This is a genomic window from Rhizobium sp. BK008 (assembly GCF_014197345.1).
In the GTDB taxonomy this organism is placed as follows: Bacteria; Pseudomonadota; Alphaproteobacteria; order Rhizobiales; family Rhizobiaceae; genus Rhizobium; species Rhizobium anhuiense.
The window spans coordinates 814163-839318 of the sequence record NZ_JACIFK010000001.1; the positions used below are offsets into that span (position 1 = coordinate 814163).

The 25156-nt window shown below is 59.9% G+C and carries 20 protein-coding genes and 2 pseudogenes; 8 read left to right on the plus strand and 14 right to left on the minus strand.

The annotated features are described in order from the left end of the window. Positions 1-168 precede the first annotated feature (168 nt). Complete coding sequence (locus FHT69_RS03855; RefSeq protein WP_183904933.1) at positions 169-1845, plus strand: globin-coupled sensor protein; 1677 nt, start codon at positions 169-171, stop codon at positions 1843-1845. Between the two features lie 80 nt (positions 1846-1925). Here the strand turns inward: FHT69_RS03855 and FHT69_RS03860 are convergent, their stop codons facing one another. The 3 genes from FHT69_RS03860 to FHT69_RS03870 all read right to left on the minus strand — a co-directional run bounded on the left by FHT69_RS03860 (position 1926) and on the right by FHT69_RS03870 (position 4123). Next, complete coding sequence (locus FHT69_RS03860) at positions 1926-2312, minus strand: cupin domain-containing protein (RefSeq protein WP_063475218.1); 387 nt, start codon at positions 2310-2312, stop codon at positions 1926-1928. 148 nt (positions 2313-2460) lie between these two features. Further along, the gene (locus FHT69_RS03865) at positions 2461-2727 is read right to left on the minus strand and encodes a DUF2277 domain-containing protein (RefSeq protein ID WP_028756799.1); all 267 of its coding nucleotides are present in this window, start codon (positions 2725-2727) and stop codon (positions 2461-2463) included. 172 nt (positions 2728-2899) lie between these two features. Further along, complete coding sequence (locus tag FHT69_RS03870; RefSeq protein ID WP_028758222.1) at positions 2900-4123, minus strand: ROK family transcriptional regulator; 1224 nt, start codon at positions 4121-4123, stop codon at positions 2900-2902. 193 nt (positions 4124-4316) lie between these two features. Here FHT69_RS03870 and FHT69_RS03875 point away from each other — a divergent pair, with 193 nt between their 5' ends. From FHT69_RS03875 to FHT69_RS03895, 5 genes are all read left to right on the plus strand, one after another. After that, positions 4317-5591: an ABC transporter substrate-binding protein gene (locus FHT69_RS03875; protein ID WP_063475191.1), complete on the plus strand. Its 1275-nt coding sequence runs from the start codon at positions 4317-4319 to the stop codon at positions 5589-5591. Positions 5592-5855: 264 nt separating this feature from the next. Beyond that, a complete protein-coding gene (locus FHT69_RS03880) occupies positions 5856-6740 on the plus strand; it encodes a carbohydrate ABC transporter permease (protein WP_028756796.1) in 885 nt (294 codons plus the stop codon). Continuing rightward, positions 6740-7591 carry a carbohydrate ABC transporter permease gene (locus FHT69_RS03885; RefSeq protein WP_063475190.1) on the plus strand — a complete coding sequence of 284 codons (852 nt, stop codon included), beginning with the start codon at positions 6740-6742 and terminating at the stop codon, positions 7589-7591. The genes FHT69_RS03880 and FHT69_RS03885 overlap by 1 nt, the downstream gene beginning before the upstream one ends. A gap of 46 nt (positions 7592-7637) precedes the next feature. Next, entirely contained in the window at positions 7638-8783 is a 1146-nt protein-coding gene (locus tag FHT69_RS03890) for an ABC transporter ATP-binding protein (RefSeq protein WP_097622368.1), read from the plus strand. 16 nt (positions 8784-8799) lie between these two features. Continuing rightward, positions 8800-10932: a beta-galactosidase gene (locus FHT69_RS03895; RefSeq protein WP_063475188.1), complete on the plus strand. Its 2133-nt coding sequence runs from the start codon at positions 8800-8802 to the stop codon at positions 10930-10932. 329 nt (positions 10933-11261) lie between these two features. On the opposite strand, the gene FHT69_RS03900 is transcribed toward FHT69_RS03895, so the two are convergent. After that, entirely contained in the window at positions 11262-11864 is a 603-nt protein-coding gene (locus tag FHT69_RS03900) for a hypothetical protein (protein WP_063475217.1), read from the minus strand. Positions 11865-11914: 50 nt separating this feature from the next. Here FHT69_RS03900 and FHT69_RS03905 point away from each other — a divergent pair. Both FHT69_RS03905 and FHT69_RS03910 read left to right on the plus strand, forming a co-directional pair. Next, a pseudogene (locus FHT69_RS03905) lies at positions 11915-12098 on the plus strand (dihydrofolate reductase family protein); the annotation flags it as partial. A 122-nt stretch (positions 12099-12220) separates the two neighbouring features. After that, positions 12221-15004 carry an EAL domain-containing protein gene (locus tag FHT69_RS03910; protein ID WP_063475187.1) on the plus strand — a complete coding sequence of 928 codons (2784 nt, stop codon included), beginning with the start codon at positions 12221-12223 and terminating at the stop codon, positions 15002-15004. A gap of 131 nt (positions 15005-15135) precedes the next feature. On the opposite strand, the gene FHT69_RS03915 is transcribed toward FHT69_RS03910, so the two are convergent. From FHT69_RS03915 to FHT69_RS03960, 10 genes and pseudogenes are all read right to left on the minus strand, one after another. Beyond that, the gene (locus tag FHT69_RS03915) at positions 15136-15783 is read right to left on the minus strand and encodes a hypothetical protein (protein ID WP_063475216.1); all 648 of its coding nucleotides are present in this window, start codon (positions 15781-15783) and stop codon (positions 15136-15138) included. Between the two features lie 326 nt (positions 15784-16109). Beyond that, positions 16110-16220 (minus strand): annotated as a pseudogene (locus tag FHT69_RS03920) (GFA family protein); the annotation flags it as partial. Then, positions 16220-16558 (minus strand): slr1659 superfamily regulator, encoded by a 339-nt coding sequence (locus tag FHT69_RS03925; protein ID WP_028756789.1) that lies wholly within the window; start codon positions 16556-16558, stop codon positions 16220-16222. The pseudogene FHT69_RS03920 and the gene FHT69_RS03925, both read right to left, overlap by 1 nt. A gap of 7 nt (positions 16559-16565) precedes the next feature. Beyond that, positions 16566-17126, minus strand: coding sequence for a slr1658 superfamily regulator (locus FHT69_RS03930; protein ID WP_028758184.1), 561 nt, complete (start codon positions 17124-17126; stop codon positions 16566-16568). Between the two features lie 4 nt (positions 17127-17130). Continuing rightward, the gene (locus FHT69_RS03935; protein ID WP_049816516.1) at positions 17131-19488 is read right to left on the minus strand and encodes a SpoIIE family protein phosphatase; all 2358 of its coding nucleotides are present in this window, start codon (positions 19486-19488) and stop codon (positions 17131-17133) included. Beyond that, entirely contained in the window at positions 19488-20660 is a 1173-nt protein-coding gene (locus FHT69_RS03940; protein WP_047610642.1) for a class I SAM-dependent methyltransferase, read from the minus strand. The genes FHT69_RS03935 and FHT69_RS03940 overlap by 1 nt, the downstream gene beginning before the upstream one ends. Continuing rightward, positions 20657-21166: a hypothetical protein gene (locus FHT69_RS03945; RefSeq protein WP_028758187.1), complete on the minus strand. Its 510-nt coding sequence runs from the start codon at positions 21164-21166 to the stop codon at positions 20657-20659. Before FHT69_RS03945 ends, FHT69_RS03940 begins: the two co-directional genes overlap by 4 nt. Positions 21167-21223: 57 nt before the next feature. Continuing rightward, positions 21224-22876: a putative bifunctional diguanylate cyclase/phosphodiesterase gene (locus tag FHT69_RS03950; RefSeq protein ID WP_047610640.1), complete on the minus strand. Its 1653-nt coding sequence runs from the start codon at positions 22874-22876 to the stop codon at positions 21224-21226. A gap of 213 nt (positions 22877-23089) precedes the next feature. Further along, the gene (locus tag FHT69_RS03955) at positions 23090-24094 is read right to left on the minus strand and encodes a C-terminal binding protein (protein ID WP_047610638.1); all 1005 of its coding nucleotides are present in this window, start codon (positions 24092-24094) and stop codon (positions 23090-23092) included. A gap of 37 nt (positions 24095-24131) precedes the next feature. Continuing rightward, positions 24132-25109 (minus strand): ketopantoate reductase family protein, encoded by a 978-nt coding sequence (locus FHT69_RS03960; protein ID WP_183905369.1) that lies wholly within the window; start codon positions 25107-25109, stop codon positions 24132-24134. Positions 25110-25156: the final 47 nt, after the last annotated feature.

Below are 25156 nucleotides of genomic sequence, written 5' to 3' on the forward strand. Positions count from 1 at the left end.
AATAATTGTGTTTTATCAAGGGAATTTACTCTTTGCAAACCATGCCGGCCGTCAATTCGCGGTTGTCCGATGGGCGGGGTCTGCACGACAAGCTGCTATGAATACGGGTTTCGGAGACGGATTCCCGCGCCACATCGGTTACCGAAGTTCTGTCTCTAAGAGGTGCCAATGTCGAACTATTCCCATGCCCCCACTGGTCATCAGGCTCATGGGCACCCGACACCCGGACAGGTCGATGCCGGGTCGCAAAACCGGAATATCGAACGTCGCCTCGAATTCATGGGGCTCGACCAGCAAGGGCGTGCCGGGATCCGTTCGCTGAAAGCGCTGATCGAGCGGGAATTGCCGCATGGTCTCGACAAATTCTATGCGCAGTTGCGCAACAGCCCCGAGGTCAAGCGCTTCTTTTCGTCGGATGAGCATATTGCCAGAGCCAAGGGCGCCCAGGTGGGGCATTGGGCGAATATATCCGATGGCAACTTCAATGAGGACTACGTCGCCAAGGTCCGTACCATCGGCACCGTTCACGCGCGTATCGGCTTGGAACCCAGATGGTATATCGGCGGCTACGCCATCCTTGTCGACCACCTGATCAAGAGCGCTGTCGAGGAGATGTTTCCAAAAGGCGGAATGTTTTCCAAGAAAACCATGAAGCCGGCGGACTTCGCAAAGGCGTTGGCAAGTCTGGTCAAGGCCGTGATGCTCGATATGGATCTGGCCATTTCGGTCTATATCGACGAAGCGGAAATCGCCAAGCAGAAGGCTCAGGCGGAAGCGATTGCGAGCGAGCAGAAGCTTGTGAGTGACTGTTTCGGCAAGGCGATGTCCGCCATCGTCGCCAAGGATGTCAGCTATCGCATCACCGATGACCTGCCCGCCGCCTATCACCAACTGCGTGACGATTTCAACCACGCGCTGGATCAATTGACGAGCACGATCAGCGAGATCGATTCCGCCGCGTCGCAGATCCATGCCGGATCGCAGGAGATTCGCTCCGCCGCCGACGCGCTTGCCAAGCGCACCGAGCAACAGGCCGCTTCCATCGAGGAGACTGCGGCTGCGCTCGAAGAGATCACCACGACCGTCAAGGATTCCAGCAGGCGCGCGGAAGAGGCGGGGCAGCTGGTTTCAAAGGCGCGCGCCGGTGCGGAAAAATCCGGCCAGATCGTCCAACGGGCGGTTACCGCGATGGGCGCGATTGACAGTTCATCGCGTGAGATTTCCAGCATCATCGGCGTGATCGACGAGATTGCTTTCCAGACGAACCTGCTGGCGCTGAACGCCGGCGTCGAGGCCGCGCGCGCCGGTGAGGCCGGCAAGGGATTTGCCGTCGTCGCCCAGGAAGTCCGCGAGCTGGCCCAGCGTTCGGCCAAGGCGGCAAAAGAGATCAAGGAATTGATCAATACCTCCGGCGAGCAGGTCAAGACAGGCGTTTCGCTGGTCGGGGAAACGGGAGAAGCGCTGGCTGTCATCGTCGATGAGGTCAAGGAGATCGACCATCATATCGGCTCGATCGTCGAGGCGGCGCGCGAACAGGCGACCGCGCTTGCCGAGATCAACATGGCCGTCAATGCCATGGATCAGGGCACGCAGCAAAATGCCGCCATGGTGGAGGAATCCACGGCCGCAAGCCATGCTCTTGTCCGGGAGATCGGACGGATCGCGGAACTGCTCAGCCAATTCCATATCGGCAAGAGGTCCGCATCTGCCGCTCCCCCAAGGCCGGCGCCGGCGAAGCCGACGGATGCGGGGTCTCCCGCGCGCGAACTCAAGGCCAGGGTCGCCAAGGCGTATCAGACACAGGGCAACGCGGCGCTGGCGAGCGGCCAGTGGGACGAGTTCTGAGATCGTCACCTAGCGGGCGCTCGGACCAAAGGTCCGAGCGTGAGCGCTTTACGTGCCGGCGGTTCAATGCTGATGTGGTCTCACTTCGCAGGCACGACGAGGGTCTCTCCCTTGCGCACGACGTAGGTCGCCAATTCCGACGCCTTGCCGCTGCCGATGTTCTTCGCCGAGTGAACGACGCCTGATGGAATGAACAAGGATTGGCCGGCTTTCAGGGTCACCGGCTCTGCGCCTTCGAGCTGGTATTCCAATGTTCCTTCGATGACGAATGCGATCTCTTCGCCGGGATGCGAGTGCTTGGGGGCGAGAACGCCGGGAGCAAAATCGACGCGGACCTGAATAGCCTCGTGGCCGGGCACGTCAATATCGTTCCTGATGAGATCAGTGCGCTGCAGCGGCTGTTCTGCCTGTGCTGCTGCTGCGCCGCCGAGAACAAGGGCGAGTGCGATAGCCTGGATCATTTTCATCGTTGCATCCTTCTGAATTGACCATTTTCGGCTCATCGGCCGCATCGGTATTTCAGTCGATGATTGAACCAGGGATGTGTCTGGAAACCCCCATTTTTGTAAGACAGTGTATCTGCAGGCCTACGCTCCTGCGAGGACGGGATTTTTCTTACGCGAAGCGGATCGCGGTTCTCGCGCGCGCCTTCGCCGCTACTTCCTCGCGGTCGCGAGGCGGTTGAGACGTCTCCAGTGAATCGAGCAGTTCGCGGGCGCAAGCAGCGATCGAACCGACCGCGCGTTCGAACGCAACCTCGTTGCGCTTCGACGGCTTGGTCGCTCCGCTCAGCTTGCGTACGAACTGCAGCGCGGCATCATGAATCTCCTCGTCCGTCGCTGGCGGATCGAAATTGAACAGTGGTTTTATATTTCGGCACATGGCTTGCTCACGGTCATTTCTCTTTGCCACCGAGGGAGCGTGGCGCGGTATAAAAACTAATCGCGCGAGCGCGAATTGCAACCGACCACGGGAACTTCCCACCCAGTGATCCCTTCGCGGTGCTCGCAAGCTGCCGAAACCACACGTCCGCCAGCAGCAATGAGCTCATCGCTCAAGCCGCCGACGAAGACCCCGGCGCTTTCAACCTAACCCCTCCCAGCGTCGCAATATCAGTCACCCCACCCGACGATTCAAAGTCGAAGATCTTCTGCGTCACCAGGGCGGCGGCACCCCTTGCCCAGGAATTGTCTTCCCAGTCGGGCAAAAGCGGTGGCGCGGTCCTGAAGGTTCGGGCGGCCAGCGCCTCGCGCAGCGGCACCAGGAAAGGATCGCCGAGGGAGACGGCTTCGCCGCCGGCGACGATGACTTCGGGATCGGTGATATTGACGAGATTGGCAAGGGCGGTGCCGATGCCGCGGCCGGAATCGGCGACGAGGGCGAGGGCGGTGGGGTCGCCTGATGTGAGCGCCTTGCAGAGTTCTGGCAGATCGAGCTCGTCTCGGCCAGTTGCTTCCCGCCAGCGCCTTAGCATCGAAGCTTCGGAGTGATAGGCCATCAGGCAGCCGCGCTTGCCGCATTCGCAGAGCCGGCCGTTCTCTTCGAAGAGGGTATGGCCGAACTTGCCGGCCGCTCCATTTGCGCCGCGATAGAGCTTGCCGTCGATGACGAGCGCGCAGCTGATGCCGACGCCGACGGCGAGGACAGCCATGTTGCGATGTTGGCGGCCGAGCCCGAAGAGTTGCTGGGCGATGGCATAGGCGTTGGTATCGTCTTCCAGCCAGACCGGGACATGCACGCGGTTTGCGACCAGCGAGGCGAGGGGGACGTTGTCCCAGCTGAAGCGGTGGCTGCGCACGCAGGCGGTCTGTTCGTGGTTGAAGACGCCCGGCATGGAGATGCCGATGCCGGCGAGCTTGGCGTTGGGACGGCCGGCGAGCTTCACCAGTTCCGGCACGGTACCCGCCAACAGGTCGGCGACCTTCTCGGGCTCATGGCCGTCGAGGTTTACCCGCATGGCGGCGATGGGGTTGGTGGCGAGGTCGGTCGCCACGCATTCCACCGAATCCACCATCAGCTTGAAGCCGACGGCAAGCGCGTGTTCGTAGTTGATATCCACGGGGATCGGTCGGCGGCCGGTGAGGCCGGGCACGGTCTTGCCTTCGACGACGATGCCTTCCTCCAGCAGGTCTGAAACAACGAAGGTCACGGCCGCCGGGCTCAAGCCGATGACGGTGGCGATGTCGGCGCGACTCCTCGGTCCCTCGCGCCTGAGGAGGTTGAGGATGAGGCGTCGGTTCATGGCTCTCGCCGTGGTCTGGTCGCCTTTGAGCTTCACTTTGCATTCCTTAATTTTGTAAATTAATTATTGCGGGCTGCCAAGATCTATGCATAAGTTCGGCCGCGGATCAACTCAGCCAGGCGGATTATCGCTGGAATCGGGGTGGATCGCAGCGTTGAAAGCCTGGTCGGTCGTTTCATGGAGGAGGCGGCGGTCGGGAGATGTCGATCGATCAACTGGGAGGAATTCAATGGCATTTTCGAAGCAATTTCCGTCAGCCACCCGCAGGAGCTTCCTGAAGGGTGCGGGCATCGTGTCTGCCGCTGCGGTCACCGGCAGTTTTCCAATTCCCGCGATCGCGCAGGCCCAAGAGGTCACGATGATCTCGGCCGAAAACAATGGGGCCGCGCTCGATGCGCTGAAGGCAATCGCCGCGGGCTTCAGCAAGGAAGCCGGCGTCAACGTCGTCATCAACAATATGGATCACGAGGCCCACAAAACGGCCATCCGCAACTATCTCGTCGCCGGCGCGCCTGATGTCTGCTCCTGGTTTTCGGGCAACCGCATGCGCGCCTTCGTCAAGCGCGGCCTGTTCGACGACATCTCCGATCTTTTCGAGAAAGAGAAGTACAAGGGCGTGCTCGGCGCGACGGCGGGGGCCGTTACCGAAGACGGCAAGCAGTACGGCCTTCCCACAGGCGGCACGCTCTGGGGCATGTTCTATCGGAAGGATGTGTTCGAGCAGCATGGGCTGACCGTGCCGAAGACCGCCGAGGAATTCATGGCCTATGGCGACAAGTGCAAGGCGGTGGGCATTACGCCGGTTGCGATCGGCACCAAGGAATTGTGGCCGGCTGCCGGCTGGTTCGATCAGATGAACCTGCGCATCAACGGCCTCGACAAGCACATGGCGCTGATGAATGGCGAGATGAGCTATCTCGATCCGTCGCTGACGGCCGTGTTCGACCAGTGGGAAGCGATGATATCAAAGGACTTCTTCACGGCCAACCACACGTCCTTCGGCTGGCAGGAGGCCGCGGCGCTGCTGGCGCAGAAGAAGGCCGGCATGATGAACTTGGGCGCCTTCCTGCGCTCGGCCTTCACCGCCGACGATCTGCCGCAGCTCTCCTATGCGACCTTCCCGGTGCTCGACGCCAAGGTCGGCCACTTCGAAGAGTTTTCGGTCAATTCGATCCATATTCCGGCGAAGGCCAAGAACAAGCAGGGCGCGCGCGAATTCCTCGCCTATTTCTACAAGCCTGAGAATCTGGCGGCCTATCTGGAGCCGGGCGGCAACGTGCCGCCGCGCCACGACCTGCCGCCCAGCAAGGACCCGCTGGTCAACATTGCCGTCGAGACGATGAAAACGGTAGAGGGCACGTCGCAATATTACGACCGCGACAGCGACCCCGACATGGCGCAGGCCGGCCTCGTCGGCTTCCAGGAATTCATGGCCAAACCCGAACGGCGCAAGGCGATCCTGACGCGCCTCGAGGGCACGCGTAAGCGGATTTACAAGATCTGACGTCGGCCGCTCGTCCTGGCGTTCATGGTTGCCCCTCACCCTCTCCCCGTTTTGACGGGGAGGGGGACGTGCCCTGCGAGACGTGTGCGGGCGGAGAGGTTGCGGCTTCGTCTCTTCGCCCCGCGAGCGTGGGTCCGAAGGACGGGTCGAGACCCGTGGCTCGACCCCGGTCGGTGGCGGCAGCCGGATGAGGGGCAGCCCGACCAGCGCAGCCCGATGAGGGGCAGTTCGCCGCTTGCTTTTGTCGTAAACGAGGCTCCTGAAATGCAGACATTATGGCGCCGCCAGCGTTGGTGGCTTACCCCGACCTTGCTCATCGCGCCGGCGATATTGCTGTTTTTCACCGTCATCCTGCTGTCGGCCGTCCGGAGCCTTTGGATCAGCCTGCACGACTGGGACGGCTTCGGCCCGATGGTGTGGATCGGCTTTGGCAATTACGTCGAGCTCTACGACGATCCGCAATTCTACGTGTCGCTGAAGAACAACCTGATCTGGCTTGTCATGTTCATGGCGGCACCGCCGCTCGGCCTCGCCATCGCGCTGCTGGTCAATCAGAAAATCCGCGGCATGCGCTTTCTGAAATCGCTGTTCTTCATCCCGCTGGTGCTCGCCTCGGTCACCGTCGGCGTCGTCTTCACCTGGGTCTATACGCCGGAATTCGGGCTGCTCGCGCTGATCTTCAAGGCCTTTGGAGCGACGGCGCCGGCGGTTCTCTCCGACGAGCATTTCGTCACCTTCGCCATCGTGATTGCAGCACTCTGGCCGCAGATCACCTTCTGCATGGTGCTTTATCTCGCAGGTCTCAACAATCTCAGCGAAGAGCTGATCGGGGCCGGCCGTGTCGACGGGGCGAGGGGCTGGAACATGCTGTGGCACATCGTGCTGCCGCAACTGACCCAGGTCACCTTCATCGCCATTGCCGTCACCGTCGTCGGCGCGCTCAGATCCTTCGACATGGTGTCGGTGATGACAAACGGTGGTCCGTTCGGCTCGTCGTCGGTTCTCGCCTACCAGATGTTCGAGCAGTCGATCTTCTCCTATCGTTTCGGCTACGGCGCCGCGATCGCCTCCGTGCTCTTCGTGATCATGGCCGCCTTCATCGCCTGGTACCTCAGCCGCATCATCCGCACCGAAGAAAGGGGAGGCTGATGTATCCTCGTCCTATTCCCGAAGCCGCCGTCTGGCAGCGACGCCTTTATGTGATCGCCGTCGTCATCGTGCTGCTGCTCTGGCTCTGCCCGCTGTTTGCGATCATCCTGACCTCCTTCCGCACGACCGAGGATGTCATGGGCGGCAATCTGTGGGGATGGCCGACCGGCATCGGCGTGATCGACAATTATACTGATGTCTTCACGCAGACGCCGATGGCCCGCTACTTCCTCAACAGCCTGATCATCACCGTTCCCTCGGTGATCGGCGTGCTGGCGCTCAGCACGCTCGCCGGCTACGTGCTGTCGCGGTACCGCTTTCCCGGCAACATGCTGATCTTTGCGCTGTTCGTCGGCGGCAATTTCCTGCCGCATCAGATCATGATGATCCCGGTGCGCGACCTGATGGTGCAGCTCGATCTGATCGACACGACCGCGGCGCTGATCATCTTCCACGTCGCCTTCCAGACAGGCTTTGCGACACTCTTCATGCGCAATTTCATCGCGGCACTTCCCGACGAACTGTTCCAGGCGGCCCGCGCCGAAGGCGCCTCTCCCTTCCAGACGCTCGTGCACGTGGCGATCCCGCTGGTGCGGCCGGCACTGGCAGCGCTTGCCATCCTGATCTTCACCTTCATCTGGAACGACTATTTCTGGGCCGTGGTGCTGACCGTCAGCGACAGCGTCAAGCCGGTCACGGCAGGCCTTGCCAATCTGCGTGGCGAATGGGTCTCGGCCTGGAACCTGATTTCGGCCGGCACGATCGTCGTCGCCGTGCCGCCGGTCATCATGTTCTTCCTGATGCAGCGGCACTTCATCGCCGGCCTGACCATGGGAGCGGTGAAGGGATGATCCAGCACCTCGATTTTCCAGTTTCAACAGCAGAGAGCCAGGACGCATGACCAGTCTCGAACTCCGTGAGATCAACAAGAATTACGGCGCTTATCATGCGTTGCGCGGCATCGATCTTTCCGTCGCGCAAGGCGAGTTCATCGTCATGGTCGGCCCCTCCGGCTGCGGCAAATCCACGCTTTTGAAATCGATCGCCGGCCTGGAGGCGATTTCCTCCGGCCAGATCCTGATCAACGGCCGCGACGTCACCAAGCAGGAACCGGGCGACCGCGGCATCGCCATGGTCTTCCAGTCCTACGCGCTCTATCCGCACATGACGGTAGCGGAGAACATGGGCTTCGGCCTGCGCATGGCCAAACGGCCGAAGGCCGAGATCGAGGCGGCGGTGGCACGCGCCGCCCAGATCCTGAGGATCACCGACCAGCTGGAGAAGCGGCCGAAGCAGCTTTCCGGCGGACAGCGGCAGCGCGTAGCGATCGGCCGGGCGATCACTCGCTCCCCCGACGTCTTCCTGTTCGACGAACCGCTGTCGAACCTCGATGCGGCGCTCAGAACCCAGATGCGTGTCGAGCTCAGCAGCCTGCATGCGGAACTCGGCGCCACCATGGTCTATGTCACCCACGACCAAGTGGAGGCCATGACCATGGCAAGCCGGATCGTCGTCTTGAACCAGGGGGTGATCGAGCAGGTCGGCTCGCCGCTGCAGCTCTACCGCAACCCCGACAACCTCTTTGTCGCGGGCTTCCTCGGCGCGCCCAGAATGAATTTCCTCGGTGTCACCGTCGACGAGGTGTCCGGCCGCAATATCACGGTTTCGGCGTCCGGCCTTGTGCCGGTGACGGTGGAACTGGCGGAGGCGACAGCGCTGGCGAAAGGCGCCAGCCTGACGCTGGGTGTGCGGCCGGAGAACATCTCGGTGGTCGCCGACGGCAGCCAAGGCGGGGCAATCAACGGTCAGGTCCGGCTCGTAGAGCATCTCGGCCGCGAGACCATTCTCTATATCGACGCCGGCAATCTCAGGACCGTCGCCTCGGAGAGCGGCACCGGCAACATCACGGTGCAGCTCAGCTATGTCGCACCTTTTGCCGCCGACCAGAACGTCGCGCTGAAGCTCGACGCCAGCGAACTCTATCTTTTCTCGCCCGACGGCGGACGCACGATCAGCGCCCGCAAAACCATCCTCGACAGATAATCACAGGAAACCCACCGTGTCCGACAAGACCCTCTCCGCATGGAACCCCGTCAAGACCGACCGCTTCCTCGTCGGTGCGCCGCACTATCCCGAGCATGTCGACGAAAGTTATTGGGAACGCGACGCCGAGCGCATGGCGAAAGCCGGCTTCAACGTGGTCAGAATGGCCGAATTCGCCTGGCACATTCTCGAGCCGAAGCTCGGCACATACAATTTCGATCTCTTCGACCGCGCCATATCAATGCTCGGGCGCTACGGCATCGACACGATCATGTGCACGCCGACGGCGACCCCTCCGCGCTGGCTGACGGCGGCACACCCTGAAATTCTAAGGGTCGACGGCAAGGGCCGGCCGATGAGCCATGGCTCGCGCCAGCACTGCGACACGGCAAGCCCGGTTTTCCGCGAACACAGCAAGCGCATCACCAGGGCGATGGCCGAGCACTATCGCGACAATCCCTTTGTTGTCGGCTGGCAGACCGATAACGAGCTGAACACCAGCATGCCGGAGAGCTTTTCCCAAGCGACGCTCACCGAATTCCAGGCCTTCCTTGCCGGCAAATATGGCGAGATTGCCAAGCTCAATACGGCCTGGGGCGGTGATTTCTGGGCGACGGCCTATGACAGTTTCGACCAGGTGGTGCTGCCGATCGAGTTCGGCCCGACCTTCCCGAGCCCTGGCCACCTGCAGGATTATCACCGCTTCCTCGCCTTCTCGACGGCGCGCTTCCAGCATGACCAGGTGGAGATCCTGCGTGCCGTCAAACCCTCCTGGTTCGTCTTCCACAATCTCGGCGGCTTGCGGGATATCGACTTTCGCGGCCAGTTCTCGACCGATCTCGATTTCGTCGGCTACGACATCTATCCGATGCTCTATGACGAGTTCCAGCGGCTCGGCAATCACGCCAAGGTTCAGGCGCTGCACCTCGATATCTGCCGAGGCTTCTCCGGCAATTACATCGTGCCCGAGCAGCAGTCGGGTTTCGGCAGCCAGCCGGGCTTCTGCACGCTGACGCCGGAGCCGGGCGAGCTTCGCCGCATGGCGCTCTCCTCGGTTGCCCATGGCGCCGATGGCCTAATGTTCTTCCGCTGGCGGCCCGCCCATTTCGGCGCCGAGATCTACTGGATGGGCATCATCGACCATGACGATATCGGCCGCCATCGCTATGAGGAGGCCAAGCGCTTCGCGACCGAGATGACCGCGCTGGCGCCCAAGATCCTCGGCACCTATGTGCGCATGGATGTCGGCATCGCCGGCTCCGATTTCGACAATCAGGAGGCCCACAAGACCTATCCGATCGGCCTGCCGAGCCCGCAGGACGATGCGATCCTGCTGCATCAGCACTGCTATGACAGGGGCATCGCCTGCGGCTTCATCCATCCCGAGGACGATCTTTCCAAGCTGAAGCTCTTCTATGTCCCCCACTGGGTGATGTGGAAGGACGAATGGACGGGCAAGCTCGAAGCCTTCGCTGAAGCAGGCGGCACTGTCGTCATCGGCGCGCGCACGGGCACCCGCAACGAGGACAATCACGTCATCCGCGAGACCGCGCCCGGGACCGCGCTTTCGAAGCTGACCGGCGTGCGCGTGGAAGATTTCGGCCGTCTCGCCGCCCCCGGCGCCAACGGGCTCTTCGACGTGATGGAACGCTCCGGCGGCCTCGTCATTCCGCCGAACAAGCCGGCCGAAAGCAACCGCCGCCAGCGCCGCTTCAAGATCGGCAACCGCGAAATGGCGGCCGGCCATTTCTACGAAAACCTCGCCATCGACCCCGACGTCGAGGTGATCGCCGCCTGGTCCAACCGCTATGCCGAGGGCCAGCCGATGGCGACCTCCCGCAAACTCGGCAAGGGGCAGGTCGTCTATCTCGGCACCTATCTCACGCCCGACCTGACCGAGGCGCTGACCGAACGCTTGTTCGCACCCGCCGGCATCGAACCGCTGGTCGGTGGGCTGCCCGAGGGCGTGGAGGTGACGATGCGGATGAATGACGAGCGGCGGCTGCTGTTTGTGCAGAATTATACGGATCAGGCTGTGACGGTCGGTGGCGTGCCGGCCGGGCGGGATTTGCTGGATGGGGAGAAGAGGGTGACGGGGGCGCTGGAGCTTGAGGGGTATGGGTGTGCGATTGTGGAGTTGGAGGGGTGAGGTTGCGGCATATTGAATGGCGGTGAGGGAAAGTGGACCGCGCGTGTTCAACAGGCGGTGTACCTGACCGCACCTGGGCACAAGTGCAGAATCTCGTTCGAAAGACCAGTTGCCTTGAAAACTAAGGCAACTGACCATCGATCGTGGTCAATCCGCAAAATTACAGGCTATCTATAAAGGCACGTTGGATAGCTACCCATTCGTCAGGATATGGTTCTTGATCTTGCTGATGCTCCGCCTGGTACTCACTTCAGCCCTGAAGTTTCCAGTGTTTCGTCATCACCTCAACCCAGGCGTGCGGGGTTTTGGCAGCTTTACCTCACGATCAATCAGTTGCCCCAGCCAATTTGGAACCGATCAAATCGAACCTCGCTCAACGGCTGGTTGGAGGGGCCCAGCCTTACTGAACGAAGAACGAGATGAAGCTCGGGGGAATAGTATTGTTCGAAAATAATCGGAGGCAATCCCGTCAGTTCCAGACGGCTGTTGGTGGCCCAAACTTTGTAGGAGCAAGATGCAATCGTTTCCTCTCCCAAGCCGTCGAACCTAATAAAAGTAGTGCCCGAAACGGATTTTTTGCCATTGATGAAAAGCGTAGTGTCGGATTGCCAGTTCTTCTTCTGTGGTAGATCGTCCAACGCAACCGCATTCGCGTATTTCAGCTCATGCGTCCCATTGGGACCAACTCTCTTTTCGACGAGCAGGGGGTGTAAATATACGGCCGACACCGGCTGCAGTGAACGGTTACGCTCCACCAGCTTTTGTTCGGTGAGACCTGGACCGTTCGGCTTGTAGAATACGGAAAGGAAAGGCACTTCTCTGGTTAGCAGTACGCCCTGTTTGGTCTGATTGGCGGTTAAGCAATTGCCAAAGGCTGGTGCCGCCAATATTATTCCAACCAGTAGCGACAAACTTCTTAGCAAGATCGACATCCCAGATTCCAACTCATCCAAGTCCGCTACCATGGTGCTTGGGTGAAATTGGGGAGATCGAAGTCGCCGGCCCGGACCTTGCCCACAACCTGACCGAACTTGGCCTGATCGACGAATATCATCTACCTGCACCCGGTCGTGGTGGGGCAGGGCAAGACCAATTTCGCGGGGCCTCGCCCTCCGCGCCAGTCGAAAATCCATTCACCATGCCAAGACACCCGCGATAAACCCTAATGCCACAACCCCACCTCCAACCCGCCCAAACACCCGTCTTTTCCGCCAGCTGCCCCCTCCACTTCAACCTTCCTTAAACGCCCGCCCCATAGCGTAACCCCTCAAATCGAGGGTCCTTTTCCATGTTCACCGTTCTGACGTGCGTCACCGAGCAGCATAATCTCACGCTGGTCGGTCTCGCGGGTTTGATCTGCTTTCTTGCCAGCCTTTGCGCGATGGTTCTGCTCGATCGGGCGATGTCTTCCGATGGCGCTGCCCGGTGGGTGTGGATCGGGACGGCGGGGGCGGCTGGGGGTTTCGGGATCTGGGCGACGCATTTCGTTGCGATGCTGGCCTATGATCCAGGTGTCGTCGTCGGCTATCATGCCGGCTTGACGCTGGTTTCACTGCTGGTCGCGATCGTCGCGACGACGGGCGCGATCGCGGCCAAGATCGCCTATACCAGGTGGACGGCGAATATTCTGGCGGGCGTGCTCTTCGGCGCCGGCATCGGGTCGATGCATTTTTCTGGAATGCTCGCCATCGAATTCCCGGGAGCGATCTCATGGGATAGCGGGTTCGTGACGGCCTCGTTCACCCTCGGCATCGTCTTTTCGGTCGCGGCCTTTCGGTTTGCGGTCAGGGACGAGCGGTCGCTTCTCGGCGGGCTCGCGCCGACGCTTTTGTTGACATCAGGTGTCGTCGCGCTGCATTTCACCGCGATGGCGGGTGTCACCGTCACGCCTGGCATTGTGGCGCTCGATCCCGCGACGCTGCTTTCGCCCGCGATCATGGTGGTGACGATCGCCGCCGTCACCTTTTCGCTGCTGGCGGCGGGTTTTGCGGCGGCCATTTTCGCCGTGCGCTCGGAGGCCAAGACCGCCAAGGCGGAGCGCAATTTCAAGCTGCTGGTGCAGGGCGTCACCGACTACGCCATCTATATGCTCGATCCCGACGGCAAGGTCAGCAACTGGAATGCCGGGGCCGAGCGCGCCAAGGGCTATCGCGCCGAGGAGATCGTCGGCAAGGATTTCTCGCTGTTCTATTCGGCGGAAGATCGCCGGAACGGCCTGCCGCAGCGGGCGCTCGCGACCGCCCGCACCGAGGGCAAGTTCGAGGCGCAGGGCTGGCGCTATCGCAAGGACGGCTCCTCCTTCTGGGCCTATGTCGTCATCGACCCGATCTACGACGAGACCGGAGCGCTGATCGGCTATGCGAAGATCACCAAGGACAACAGCAAGCAGAAGGCGGATGCCGACCGGATCGAGGAGGTCAGCCGCAATCTCGATGTCGCGCTCGAAAACATGGGGCAGGGCATCTGCATGTTCGCCGCGGATGAGCGCCTGGTGCTGTGCAACAAGCGCTATCTCGAAATCTTCAAATTTCCCGAAGGGTCGGTGCGTCCGGGAATGTACTACAGGGAGATCGTCGAGGTCGGCTATGCCGCCCACGCCGAGACCCCGGCGGAAGCGGCGGCGCGGGCCGAGGCCCATTACATCAGGAACATGGCGCTGATCCGGGGCGGGGCCGGCAGTGCGGTTCACAAATATCCAAGCGGCATCTCTATCCAGCAGAATGTCAACATCCTGCCAAACGGCGGCTGGGTCGTGACCTTCGAGGATATCAGCGATCGCGTGAAATCCGAGGAGCAGGTCGCCTTCCTGGCCAAGCACGACGCGCTGACGGGCCTGCCGAACCGGCTGGAGTTCGGCGAGTGCGTCTCCGAGGAAATGATGGTCGCCGACCGGATGAGGGGCAGGGTTGCGGTCATCGGTATCGATCTCGACAAGTTCAAGGAGGTCAACGACCAGCATGGGCACGGCACCGGCGACTTGGTGCTTGTCGAATTGACGCGCCGTCTCGGCGAGGCACGGCAGGAGGGCGAATTCATCGCCCGCTTCGGCGGCGACGAGTTCGCCGCGACCAAGCGCTTCGACGATCTGAGCGCGCTCCACGATTTCATCGGCCGCCTGGAAGGCGCGCTGACCGGAATGGTTTCGGTCGACGGCTTCGAGATCAAGACCGGCGCCAGCCTCGGCGTCGCCATCTATCCCGGCGATGCGGAGAGCGTGGACGGGCTTCTCGCCAATGCCGACCTAGCCATGTACCGGGCCAAGCAATCGCTGCTGCAGAAAGTCTGCTTCTACGAGGCTGCCATGGACGAGACCGCGCGCCGCCGTCGCGCGCTCGCCAACGATCTCTGGGCCTGCATCGACCGCAACGAGCTTCATCTGCATTATCAGGTGCAGAAATCGGTGCGGACGGGAGAGATCACCGGCTATGAAGTGCTGCTGCGCTGGCGCCATCACGAACGCGGCAACATCCCGCCCATGGATTTCATTGGCCTTGCCGAGGAATGCGGCGCGATCCTGCCGATCGGGGAATGGGTGTTGCGGGAAGCCTGCCGGGAGGCCGCAGGCTGGAACAGCGGCCACAAGATCGCCGTCAACCTCTCGCCGATCCAGCTCGGCCATGCCGACATGGCGGCCGTCATCGCCAGCATCCTCCTGGAGACCGGCCTCGATCCGCGACGCCTCGAAATCGAGATCACCGAAAGCTCTATCATCATCGACAAGGACAAGGCCCTGCGCACCATGCGGGAGATCAAGGCGCTCGGCGTCTCGATCGCGATCGACGATTTTGGCACCGGCTACTCGTCGCTGGAGACGCTGCGCGCCTTCCCCTTCGACAAGATCAAGCTCGACAAGAGCTTCATGGCCGAGGTCGAGAGCAACGCACAATCCAAGGCGATCGTCCGGGCCATCCTGGCGCTCGGCCGCAGCCTGGAGGTTCCGGTGCTCGCGGAAGGCGTGGAAACGCAGGCGCAGCTCGATACGCTTTTCGAAGAGCAATGCGACGAGGCGCAGGGTTACCTGCTCGGAAGGCCGCAGGCGATGCGCGAGGCGGTGGCTGAGAAGGCGGCTTGAGGCATCGCCACGGCGTAGTGTTTCATCAAAAAAAAGAGCATCTCCGTACTGAAACAAAACGGAAATGCTCTCTCGTAGTTTAGTGCAGAGCCATACTTGTCAGCTCCACACTGCTCGCACCTGTTTATAGGCTATTCCTCGGATGTCTCCGGCGCGGCGTTCTCCAGCGAGGCGCGGATTTGATCGATCTTCCCGTTCGCCTCGCCAACCCCGAGGATTGACTTGGCTTCGGCCAAAACCGCCGGGCTGACCTGGCCGGTTTTCGTTGCGGAAGCCAATGCGTCCTCCAGCGCCTCGTCCCCCAATAGAGGGTCATCGACGGCGGGCTCGATGCCATTGTCGAGTTCATACTGGGCATAAGCCATGGCATAGGCCGCGATGGCGGTCATGCGCGGGTCCGACGTATGCATCAGCGCCCTGTAATTTCGCTTCAGGGAGTTCAGGCCTGCCATCTGCGCCGACAGGTTCTTTTCTTTCGTGACGGTTTTGGTCCCATCAGCCTTCGTGGATTTGGACTTGCTTCCTGCTTCGGTGGATTTGCCTTTCACGCCTGAGGATTTAGAGCTGCCATGGGTTGAACCGCTACCCTGGTTGCCGTTGCCGTGACTGCCGCTATTTCCGTTGCCGCCGCCATGACCGCCCCCGTTGCCACCACCATTGCCCCCGCCGTTCCCACCGTCTTTTGCCAGCGCGGCAATGTCGATCCCGGCAATCGTAGCCGGGCTTGCTGCAAGAGCCAGCGAGAGCACGGCCAAGGACGCTAAGGTTGCTATCCGCATCATTTTCCTCCGAGTCAGATCATCAAGTGCGGTGCACCTGCACTGCATAGGGAGATGTGAGAGGTTAGACGCTGATTGCGTATCGCACATCGGCACGAGGTCCGACGTCGGTCGGGACTATGGTCCTAAACAAGTTGAAATATTTGATAAATCGACATCGTCAGCCAGGTTGGGCTGATGTGGCGACACGCCGTGAAAAGGGAGTAGGTGCTCGGCGTGGCTGAAGCAGCTGAACACCGGACGATCTTTTACCGGAACCTTGGAGCCGGCGATCCGCCGCCGGTCGATTTTTCGCAGTCGGCCGGAAGCTGAGACATCGCAGATTGTCAGAACCAAGGATTGCGTACGCAGCGTCCTTTGGATGGAGGGTCTTCAAACGTGTCCGCGCCGTCGAAATGATCGACAGGCAGATCCCGAACGAGAGGCGGCGGCGCAATCACCCCAGGCGTAAATCAATAAGCGGATGTAACTTCTTCAGGTTCGGCAGAGACTTAGCTTGCCAGGGATATTGATTGGTGCCTTTGATGACGAGCAGGAGATCGCCCATCTTTCTGGCTTCGATCGTCAGCTTGGCCAACAGATTTATGCCGGAGGAATTGAGGAACTCGAGACCCGTCAGGTTGAACGTCACCTGTTTGTGCCCCTCATGGAGCAGACCCGAAATCAATGAATAAATGGGCGCATAGGCGTCCGGTCCGGCCAGCCGGAATACGCCGTCGAAATATACCTGGTTTCTTTCCGCCCATACGCGGAAGTTTTCGTCGCTGATTTCCATTCTTCGCTCACAGATTGGAGGAGGGCGGCATCGCCACAGCTGCAGTCGTCGTCAGTATGATACGCTGGTCATTGTTCTCTTCGAACGCCCAAGCCATTTTTGCGTCGTAGTCGCTCAGCAGGGTGAGCAATCCCAAGCCCGAACCGCTCGTTGCCGATATGGCGTTGGTTTCGATTTGCTCAAGAAGAAGTTCCCCGGGATCTTTCGATTGGAGGCGATGCAGCAATTGCTGGAAGCGGGACGATGTCACGCCATCGATCGTGTTCTTCACCCTTATCAAAAAGGCTCCGTCGAATATGCCGGCTTCAATGAGGATCTCCCCAGGTTGTCGAAACTTGACGGCATTTTCAATCAGCTCATTGCTGAGATATCCGATGTCATGATGCGCCTGCGTGTAATCTTTCCTTGAACGTGAATAGGGCAGAGCCATGACTTCCGCTATGAAGTCCGCCGTCATTCCCGAGTGCTTCCATCCAAGCTGAAGAGGTCCATCGCTTAACGTGAGGCGAGTGGCCGAACCTAAGCTTATGCCCGCCAGAGATTCCTTGCCGTATACCGTTGGCGTCATTGTCTCACCTATGCCGCACTGCGAGAAGCGTGATGTCGTCGTAAATCTTCTGCGATCCGACAAAGCGCATCAATGCCGCTACAATTCCGGAAACGACTTTCTCAGCACTCTGATCCTTCAAGCGACGTGCTTCGCGGCAGAGACGTTCAATGCCAAAGAGTTCTCCCCCGTCGTTTGCTGCTTCTGTTACGCCGTCCGTATGCAAGAGTATGAGATCCCCCGTCGCGAACGCTATCTCACGGGTTTTGATGAACGCAGAAATATCGGCTTCCAGCCCGATCGGCATGCCCAGATCCATGGTGTCTATGCGCTCGACATCGCCGTTCGCCCGCACAATCACAACTTCCTCGTGTTGTCCTGATAGAATCATCTCTTTACCGTCGTAGTCAAGAAACGCCAGAGTGAGATGCTTGTCGATTTTGGTCCTGACGATATTTTTAAACAGGGCGCTGTTCAGGTCTGTGAGAAATTTGACGGCATCGGTGTTTCCGGCTTCCTGCAGGGCGCGGGCAACGGACTGAACCATCAGCATCAGCACGCCGCTTTCGAGCCCGTGTCCGGTGACGTCGCCGATGCCGATCTTCAACCGATTTCCGTTCTTCAATACGTCGTAATAATCGCCGCCGACTTCTTCGGCCGGCCTCATATAGGCGGCGATCTCGAGGGCTTGAAACTCCTCGAGCTCCTGATGCAGCGGAAGGACCATGAGCTGGATTCTCTCGGCGACGGCGAGCTCGGTTCCAAGACGTCGATTTTCTCGCTCGAGCTGTGCGTTCAGCGTCGAAATCTCTTCCTTTGCATCTTCGATTTGAGCAGTTCGCTCTTCGACGAGTTGCTCGAGATTTTCGGTGTGATAGCTGATTTGCTCAGCCATCCGATTGAATGCTTCGCCAGCCTCGCCGACCTCGTCTTTGCTCGATATGGCCACCCTGACCGAATAGTCTTTCGCCTGAATCCGCTTGGCGGCATCTGCAAGTGCACTGATCCCGCCCGTTATTCGTTTCGAAGCCGCAAATACCGCGATCGTCACAACCAGCAGCGACAGTAAGATCGCGAGAATTTGGTAGAGCACGATCCGGTTCGTAGCCTCTGAAATCTTGGCCTGGGCCGCATAGAGCGAGGCTTCGATTTCTCGTTCGGGCACAACGACTCCAAGAGACATCGCCTCTTGCCGCACCGGGCCGCTGACCCAGAGATTGGTCGCAGGGAGTCTTTTGACGATAACGATATAGGGGACCTCGTTACCGTCCTGCTGCAACATCAAATGTTGGATGCCCTGTTCGCGGTCAAGGGCCAGTTTTGCGATCGCAGGCTGGGCGCTTCCCTTCAGGGAGCGCTCCAGTCCGGTCACTCCGGCTCCGCTCGCATCGCTCGCAGAACGCAGACCGAGAGTTTTTTCGCCCGTGCTGTTGATCGCCACAACATTTCCGTCGGACATTGCGAGAAATCCAAAGCCGGACTGGGCCACTTTCACATTTTCAACAGTCTGCGCGAGCTGGTCGAGTGTGATGTCCGCACCGGCCGTCCCGGCGACATCCTTCCTGTCGGCGGTCCACAGTGGCTGAAAGAAAGAAACGATCAGTTTCCCGGTAATGGCGTCCGTATATGGCGCCGTCTGTGTTATATCGTCCGCGACCGGCCGCGTTTTCATGTCCTTGGCCCAGCCCTGCCAGGACTCGTAAAGTCCGGGAAAAAAGAAGTCCCAGAAATTGGCCTCGTTGTGTCCGGGATAAAGGCGGTCGAAGGTCTGAGCCTGGTCGGTGTAGGGCGCCGTCCTGAAGATTGGGCGTTCTTTCGAGCCGATGAAATACATCTGCAGCTTCGAAGCGCCGCGCTGCAGCAGGCTCGGCGCAACAAGGTCGAGAACCGCGCTGGTCTGGATATCGCTCTGGACGTCGGGCCTTGGCTGATGGTCTTGTCCGAGCAAGTAACCCCAGACGCTCACAACCGAGGCGGAGCCCGGAGCGTTCTGAGACCAGTTCGTCTTCTGATCGTAGGACAGGCTGACGCTGCCGGGAGATGTGCGAGCGATCGCCGCGCCGACGTCGGAATTGCGCGCGGGATCGTCGATCTGCGCCTGGAGCACCCCTGCCAAGGTGCCGACGTCGTTATGAACCTGCCGCAGGAGCAAACTTACCTGCGCCGCGGTCGAATCAGCATATGTGCGAATGTATTCCTGGCTTGCCGCTTCAAGACCTTGGCCGACTTCGAGGGTTGCGTCGCGCGACAGTCTCTGAACGTTCCAAAGCGCCAGTCCACCGCTGACCAGCAAGTCGAAGAGAACGGCTCCACCGACGACCAGGATGAACTTTGCCCGAAATGAGCCCAGTCTTGCCGGTCTTTTCGATGAGCGTGCGTCCATCACAGCGGCTTTCGCCCGGAGGCCGCCCAGATGGGCCACCCCGCATAACCCTTGGGGTGAAGAGCGGCAAAGACATGATCCTTGAATCCCTGCCGGAACCTGCGAATGAAATCTATTGAGTCGCCCCGCCGGACGGCCATCTCACCGGCGTAGACATTTTCCCAAGCTTCGATGACGTCTGCGAAGTCTTGGGGATCGCCGTCGAGGTTCGTCACCATAAAACAATCCACCTTGATGTTGTCGAAGCCTGCATCGGCAAGGAGATGGCGGCTTTTCGGCCCCATCTCGACATCCATGTCGAAGTGGCTGAACAGTTTGGCGACCTCCTCGTAAGTCCATTTTATCGTGTCAGCATGTGGCTCCCCAAGGCAATGAGAATTTTTTTCGTTGGTGATGTAGACGCGGCCGCCAGGCTTGCAGATGCGGTAAAGCTCCCGCAGGAGCATCTCGGGACGGTTGAAAATCTGCAGCGAATGACGGCAGGTCACAAAGTCGAATTGATTGTCTCGCAGCAACATTTGCGAGGCGTCGCCATAGGTGTACTCGATTCCCTGTAGATCGAAGTCGGTAGCGACCCTGCGCGCATATTCGAGGCTGCGCACCGAATGATCCAGCGCGACAAGGCGTGCCGGTTTGAATTCCCGTTGAACCAAGGCCGCGAAATCACCTATTCCACAACAGATATCGGCGATGGCAAGACCGTTACGCAGGCCGTGGCGCGGCAGCAGTTCGCGTTCATGTCGCCATGTCATTTTCGTCTGGGTGCGGAGGATGGGAATGAAAGTCTCATCCTCGACAAAGCTCTGGCCCGGATAGAATGCCGAATCGTAGACCTCGACCGACAAGTTTGGTTGTGACGCCGCAAGCGTTTGGAATAACGAGGTCGACCATGCCACCACGCTTGACGTGATGATGACGATCTTCCGTTCCGGCCTGGCCCGGCAGGTTGCCGCGAGGACATCCGACAGGGCAGAGAAGGCAGTCATGTTGATATGCGTCAGACGTTTGACGTTGAGGTAAACGACCCCGCCGTATTTTTCCAAACTTTGCTGCACCAGTTCGAGAGCATCGCCAATCTCAGCGGCACTTTCGGGCCGCATCTTGCCAGACAGCACCAGCTCCTGATTTGTCGGATCAAAATAAACCGTGAAAGGTCGCAGCAGCAGGTTCATCGGAAGTCCTCGGCCGAGGGGAAATCCGCAATGATTTGAATCCCTTGTCCGCCGTCTTTCTCAATTCGGATAGCGGCGCGGAATATTGTTGCCAAATCGCTGAGCAAAACCGTCCCATCGGATTTCATGACCAAGTATCCAGACTCGGTATCGGGGACAGGCAGATATTCGCCTGATCTCGCACTCGTTTGTTTGCGGCCAAATGCTTCCTCGCCGGGAAACGCAATTCTCAGCCGATTGAATGCTGCGCTCCGATAGAGACTGAAACGTATCCTTCCCAGCTCACCCGTTGAACGGAAAGCGAGTTCAATGAGCTCGTTGGCTGCGACGGAAAGAAAGTTCGAATATCGAGCGGGATCGTTGTGACCCTGGCCGAGAATGTCGGAGAGATATTCCGTGATCCTGTCGCAAAACTGCCATCGCGATTTGAACATGGCGGTATTCATTTCCAGCGATACCATCGGCGCAAATGCATGGTCATCGAAGCGAGATGCTTCCTTTTCCACTACACCCTCCATTCGTTTGTCCGGGGCGTCAGGTTGATTCCGAAAATCGATTGTTCACTATGATAGCGCGTGGCTCAGGGATGTTTCGGCTCTGGCGAGGAACTCGCCAATTGCCTCGATCGGAAGCGGCCTGCTGACCAAGTAGCCTTGAAGCCTGTCGCAGCCCACGCCGCGCAACCATTCCGCCTGACCTGGCGTCTCGACTCCTTCCGCTGTCACCTGCATGTCGAGGTCATGGGCGAGGTTCACGATGCAGCGGACGATTGCCTGGCTTTTCAGATCGCTTTCGAGATCGGTGATGAAGTATTTGTCGATTTTGATCGTGTCGAAAGGGAATGTCTTCAGATAGCTGAGCGAAGAATATTCGGTGCCGAAGTCATCAAGCGAGATTCGTATCCCCAGCACGTTGAGCGTATTCAGGGTGTCGATGTTGTTGACGGTCCGCTCGAGCAGCACGCTTTCGGTTATCTCAAGCTCCAGACGGTCGGGCGGCAAGCCGACCAGGTCGAGCGTCTGGGAGACCCGATCGGTGAGGCCACTGGTCAGGAATTCGGCCGCCGATAAATTGACGGCAACGATGTAGTTCTGCGGCCACTTCATCGCCTCGCGGCATGCCTGCTCTAAAACCCACGCTCCTATTTCCGGCATCATTCCATCGGCCTCGGCCATCGGAATAAATGCCGCCGGTGAAATTTTTCCAAGCAGGGGATGGTGCCATCTCAGCAATGCTTCGAAGCCGACAACGCAGCCGCCCTCTGAGATGGGTTGGTATTCGACAGAGAACTGCTGCTGGGCCAAGGCCATGCGAAGGCTGCGGCGCAGCAGTTCGCGTTGCTCCAGCGATTCAAGCATCGAGGGATCAAATGCTTTTGCCCGGCCGCGCCCGTCTTTCTTCGCGGCATAGAGCGCGAGATCGGACGCCTTCATCAGCTGCTCCGGACTTGCACCGTCCGACGGCGCGGTGGAAATGCCGATGCTGGTACCAACAAATACGGCAATGCCATCTATCGTGAAGGGCTTTTTGAATTCGGCAACCAGAACTTCTGCTAGCCACTGCCCCTTGGCCGGATGTCCCGAGCCCATGGAAATAACGGTGAATTCGTCACCCGCCAGTCGATAGGCTCTGTCATCGCTGGTCAGGCAGCCTTGAATACGCCTTGCCGCAAATTGAAGAACCTTGTCGCCGGCCGGATGCCCAAGCGTGTCGTTCACGGGCTTGAAATCGTCGAGGTCGAGCTGCATCAAAGACAGGGTCTCGTTCGCGCCTGCGGCCTCCTGCAGCAATACTGTGAGGTCCTCGCTGAACTGTCGTCGGTTCGGCAGTCCGGTCAGGGGATCATGGGTCGCCAGGTGCAGAAGGGTTGCACGCTCATCATCGAGACTTTCCTCGGAGCGCACCACGGCAAACAGATCTCCGATCCGATAGATCGTCAGTCCGCGCGATCCCGGCTCGCCAAGATCGCCCGATATTCGCAAAGGCTGTGCACTGTCACCCAGGGAACGTAACGCAAGCGTAATCGCCGACTGGTCCAGTTCCGGAAAATGCTCCCAAAAGGACGCTGCTGGTTTGACAGAAGCAGGCAGCTCATTGCCCAGCAAATTCTCGACGGGATTGAGATCGCGGTCAAAGAACAAAAGTCGGTCGATCGAACTCGAAGCCTCTGCCTCTGTTTTTCCGAGGGCCGAGTGGGCCGCACGAATTTTCCGCATGTCCGAGGCTCTCCCTTGCTGAATGTCCTAACCAGATATTGTAGCAGTTTGACTCCCACACAACTTGTGCACGCTAAGATTTACATTAGGCATTTCTGATTAACAATCCCCAACCGCAGCATTGAGATACACTTATGTCACGGATAAAAAGAAGCAATCGATCACCTGTCTTGCCCGCGCCTGCACTGGGATAGGCAGGACCACAGGAGGCCGTCAGGCGGTGATCCGATTTCGGAGCCTGCCTTCATCGAGCAATATTCTGACCGTCCGCGCTGCGTTTTGGCGCATCTCGACCGCGGCGTGATCGGAGTAAAAGGCATTGTGCGGGGTTATCACCAACCGTCCCGCGAGCCAGTCTTCACGTTTGCGCCAGGCCGAAAGCAGCGGATGGTCGCCCGGCGGTTCCTGCATCAGCGTGTCAATCGCGGCCGCTGCCAGGTGGCCGCTTCTGAGGGACGCTTCAAGCGCATCGAGATCGTCAATAAGTTCGCCGCGCGCCGTATTGACCAAAATGGCTCCGGGTTTCATCCGGGCAAGTCCGTTGGCGTCGAGCATGCCGCGTGTCTCCTCCGTGGCTGGACAGTGGAGCGTGAGGATATCCGAGCGCGCGAAAAGATCGCCCGCATTGTCGACACGCTCGTATCCCACCGCCTTTTCGTGACCAGGCGGTTGGCCGGGATCATAGCCGAGGATGCGAAAGCCGAAGGGCTTCAGGCGGTTGACGACCGCCGTTCCGATCCGTCCGACACCGACGACGCCCACAGTGGCCCGGTTTGAACGGGAAAGCGGCTTGAGGCTGTGGACTTGCCATCCGGACCGATAGCCACGGGCGCGGGCATCATGTTCCCAGAGCCGTCTTTGCAGGGACAGGATCATCGCGACCGCGTGGTCGGCAACTTCCTCGGTGCCATAATCCGGGTTGTTGGCGAAGGGGATGCCGGCGGCCGCCAAGGCCTCGATATCGATCTTCTCGTAACCGACACCGTAACGCACGACGCCCCGGCAGCGGGTCAAATGCGCGATGCTTCGCGGCCCGAGCCGTGCGCCCCAGACCATCAGGGCATCGAGCCGGGCGAGGCGATCGGCAGCGAAAAGCGTTTCATCCGTGGTGGCGAAGAAGTCGATCTCGACATCCTGGCCGAGCATCTCGGCCTCGAGGTCCGGAGAGCCGATCATGTGGTCGGTGATTCCGACCACATATTTTCTCTGTTCTGTCATTCGGAGGAAGAGCCGCCCTCAGTTGTTGATCCCTTGGTCATGCCAACCGTCCCACCTCTTCAATGCTCAGCGAACCCGGCTTGCCTCTATCGCGTGCGAGTTTTGCCGCCGCTCGTTGAAAGGCCGCGTTGAGGGGTGCGGCTACGCCGTGAAGACGTCCGAGCCGCACGATCTCACCGTTCAGGTAGTCAACTTCACTTGACGTGCCGCGCACGAAGCTCTGCCATGTCGATTGCTGGCCGCGTTCGATGCCGCTGTCTTCGGCGACGCGCCAGCCTGATATGTCGATCGCCCGTTCCGAAGGGGCCGCCAGATCGTATCCCGCCGCCTTCAGGACGGTGCGGGCTTCTTCTGCCAATTCGGCGGCGGCTTTTGCGCGCACCTCCGGTGTGCCGGCGAAAAGCTCGACTGCGTTAGTCGCATTGTGCTGCAGTTTGGCGGCCTTCCAGCGGCGGATGTCTGCACGCGCTTCGGCCAGATATCCCGCCTTCGTCAGGTCGGAGACAACAGCCGATGCGGTATCGTCCAATCCGTGCGGATAGCGTCCGAGCGTGACGATGCCGAGATTCGGTTCACCGCCGACGACGACCTCACCGGTCACGGTATAGCGCGCGGGAATGAGAATACTGGCCGCATAAACACGATGGAAGCGTCGCAGCGCGATATCCTCGGCCGCCAGCCCGTTTTGAAGCGTGACCAGCGGCAGATCGGATGCAAGACCTGCGCCATCCACATCGCGCCAAGCCCAGAAATCGGTTGCCGCCTCGACATCCTGCGCCTTGACCGTGAGGATCAGCATATCGTCCGGCTTCAGAACGGGCGGCGTTGCGGTGTCGACCGCATTGAGCTGAACCACCCGGGTTTCCCTCGGGCGGCGATAGGAAAGGCCATGGGCGGCGATATGAGCGATCTGAGCGCCGCGTCCCACCAGAACGTAAGGAATGTCGTGGGTTTCGAACTCGGCGGCAAGGCTTGCGCCGACCGCGCCGGCGCCGATGATGATGTAGCGTGTCATGTTCGTCCACTGCGAGTTGGCCGGAGGGCCGAAGGGGAAGGTCATGA

Bases quoted from the DNA above. Each gene is read 5' to 3' on its own strand.
- FHT69_RS03855 (WP_183904933.1), top strand. From the start codon at position 169: ATGTCGAACTATTCCCATGCCCCCACTGGTCATCAGGCTCATGGGCAC.
- FHT69_RS03860 (WP_063475218.1), bottom strand. From the start codon at position 2,312: ATGAAAATGATCCAGGCTATCGCACTCGCCCTTGTTCTCGGCGGCGCA.
- FHT69_RS03865 (WP_028756799.1), bottom strand. From the start codon at position 2,727: ATGTGCCGAAATATAAAACCACTGTTCAATTTCGATCCGCCAGCGACG.
- FHT69_RS03875 (WP_063475191.1), top strand. From the start codon at position 4,317: ATGGCATTTTCGAAGCAATTTCCGTCAGCCACCCGCAGGAGCTTCCTG.
- FHT69_RS03880 (WP_028756796.1), top strand. From the start codon at position 5,856: ATGCAGACATTATGGCGCCGCCAGCGTTGGTGGCTTACCCCGACCTTG.
- FHT69_RS03885 (WP_063475190.1), top strand. From the start codon at position 6,740: ATGTATCCTCGTCCTATTCCCGAAGCCGCCGTCTGGCAGCGACGCCTT.
- FHT69_RS03890 (WP_097622368.1), top strand. From the start codon at position 7,638: ATGACCAGTCTCGAACTCCGTGAGATCAACAAGAATTACGGCGCTTAT.
- FHT69_RS03900 (WP_063475217.1), bottom strand. From the start codon at position 11,864: ATGTCGATCTTGCTAAGAAGTTTGTCGCTACTGGTTGGAATAATATTG.
- FHT69_RS03910 (WP_063475187.1), top strand. From the start codon at position 12,221: ATGTTCACCGTTCTGACGTGCGTCACCGAGCAGCATAATCTCACGCTG.
- FHT69_RS03915 (WP_063475216.1), bottom strand. From the start codon at position 15,783: ATGCGGATAGCAACCTTAGCGTCCTTGGCCGTGCTCTCGCTGGCTCTT.
- FHT69_RS03925 (WP_028756789.1), bottom strand. From the start codon at position 16,558: ATGGAAATCAGCGACGAAAACTTCCGCGTATGGGCGGAAAGAAACCAG.
- FHT69_RS03930 (WP_028758184.1), bottom strand. From the start codon at position 17,126: ATGACGCCAACGGTATACGGCAAGGAATCTCTGGCGGGCATAAGCTTA.
- FHT69_RS03935 (WP_049816516.1), bottom strand. From the start codon at position 19,488: ATGGACGCACGCTCATCGAAAAGACCGGCAAGACTGGGCTCATTTCGG.
- FHT69_RS03940 (WP_047610642.1), bottom strand. From the start codon at position 20,660: ATGAACCTGCTGCTGCGACCTTTCACGGTTTATTTTGATCCGACAAAT.
- FHT69_RS03950 (WP_047610640.1), bottom strand. From the start codon at position 22,876: ATGCGGAAAATTCGTGCGGCCCACTCGGCCCTCGGAAAAACAGAGGCA.
- FHT69_RS03955 (WP_047610638.1), bottom strand. From the start codon at position 24,094: ATGACAGAACAGAGAAAATATGTGGTCGGAATCACCGACCACATGATC.
- FHT69_RS03960 (WP_183905369.1), bottom strand. From the start codon at position 25,109: ATGACACGCTACATCATCATCGGCGCCGGCGCGGTCGGCGCAAGCCTT.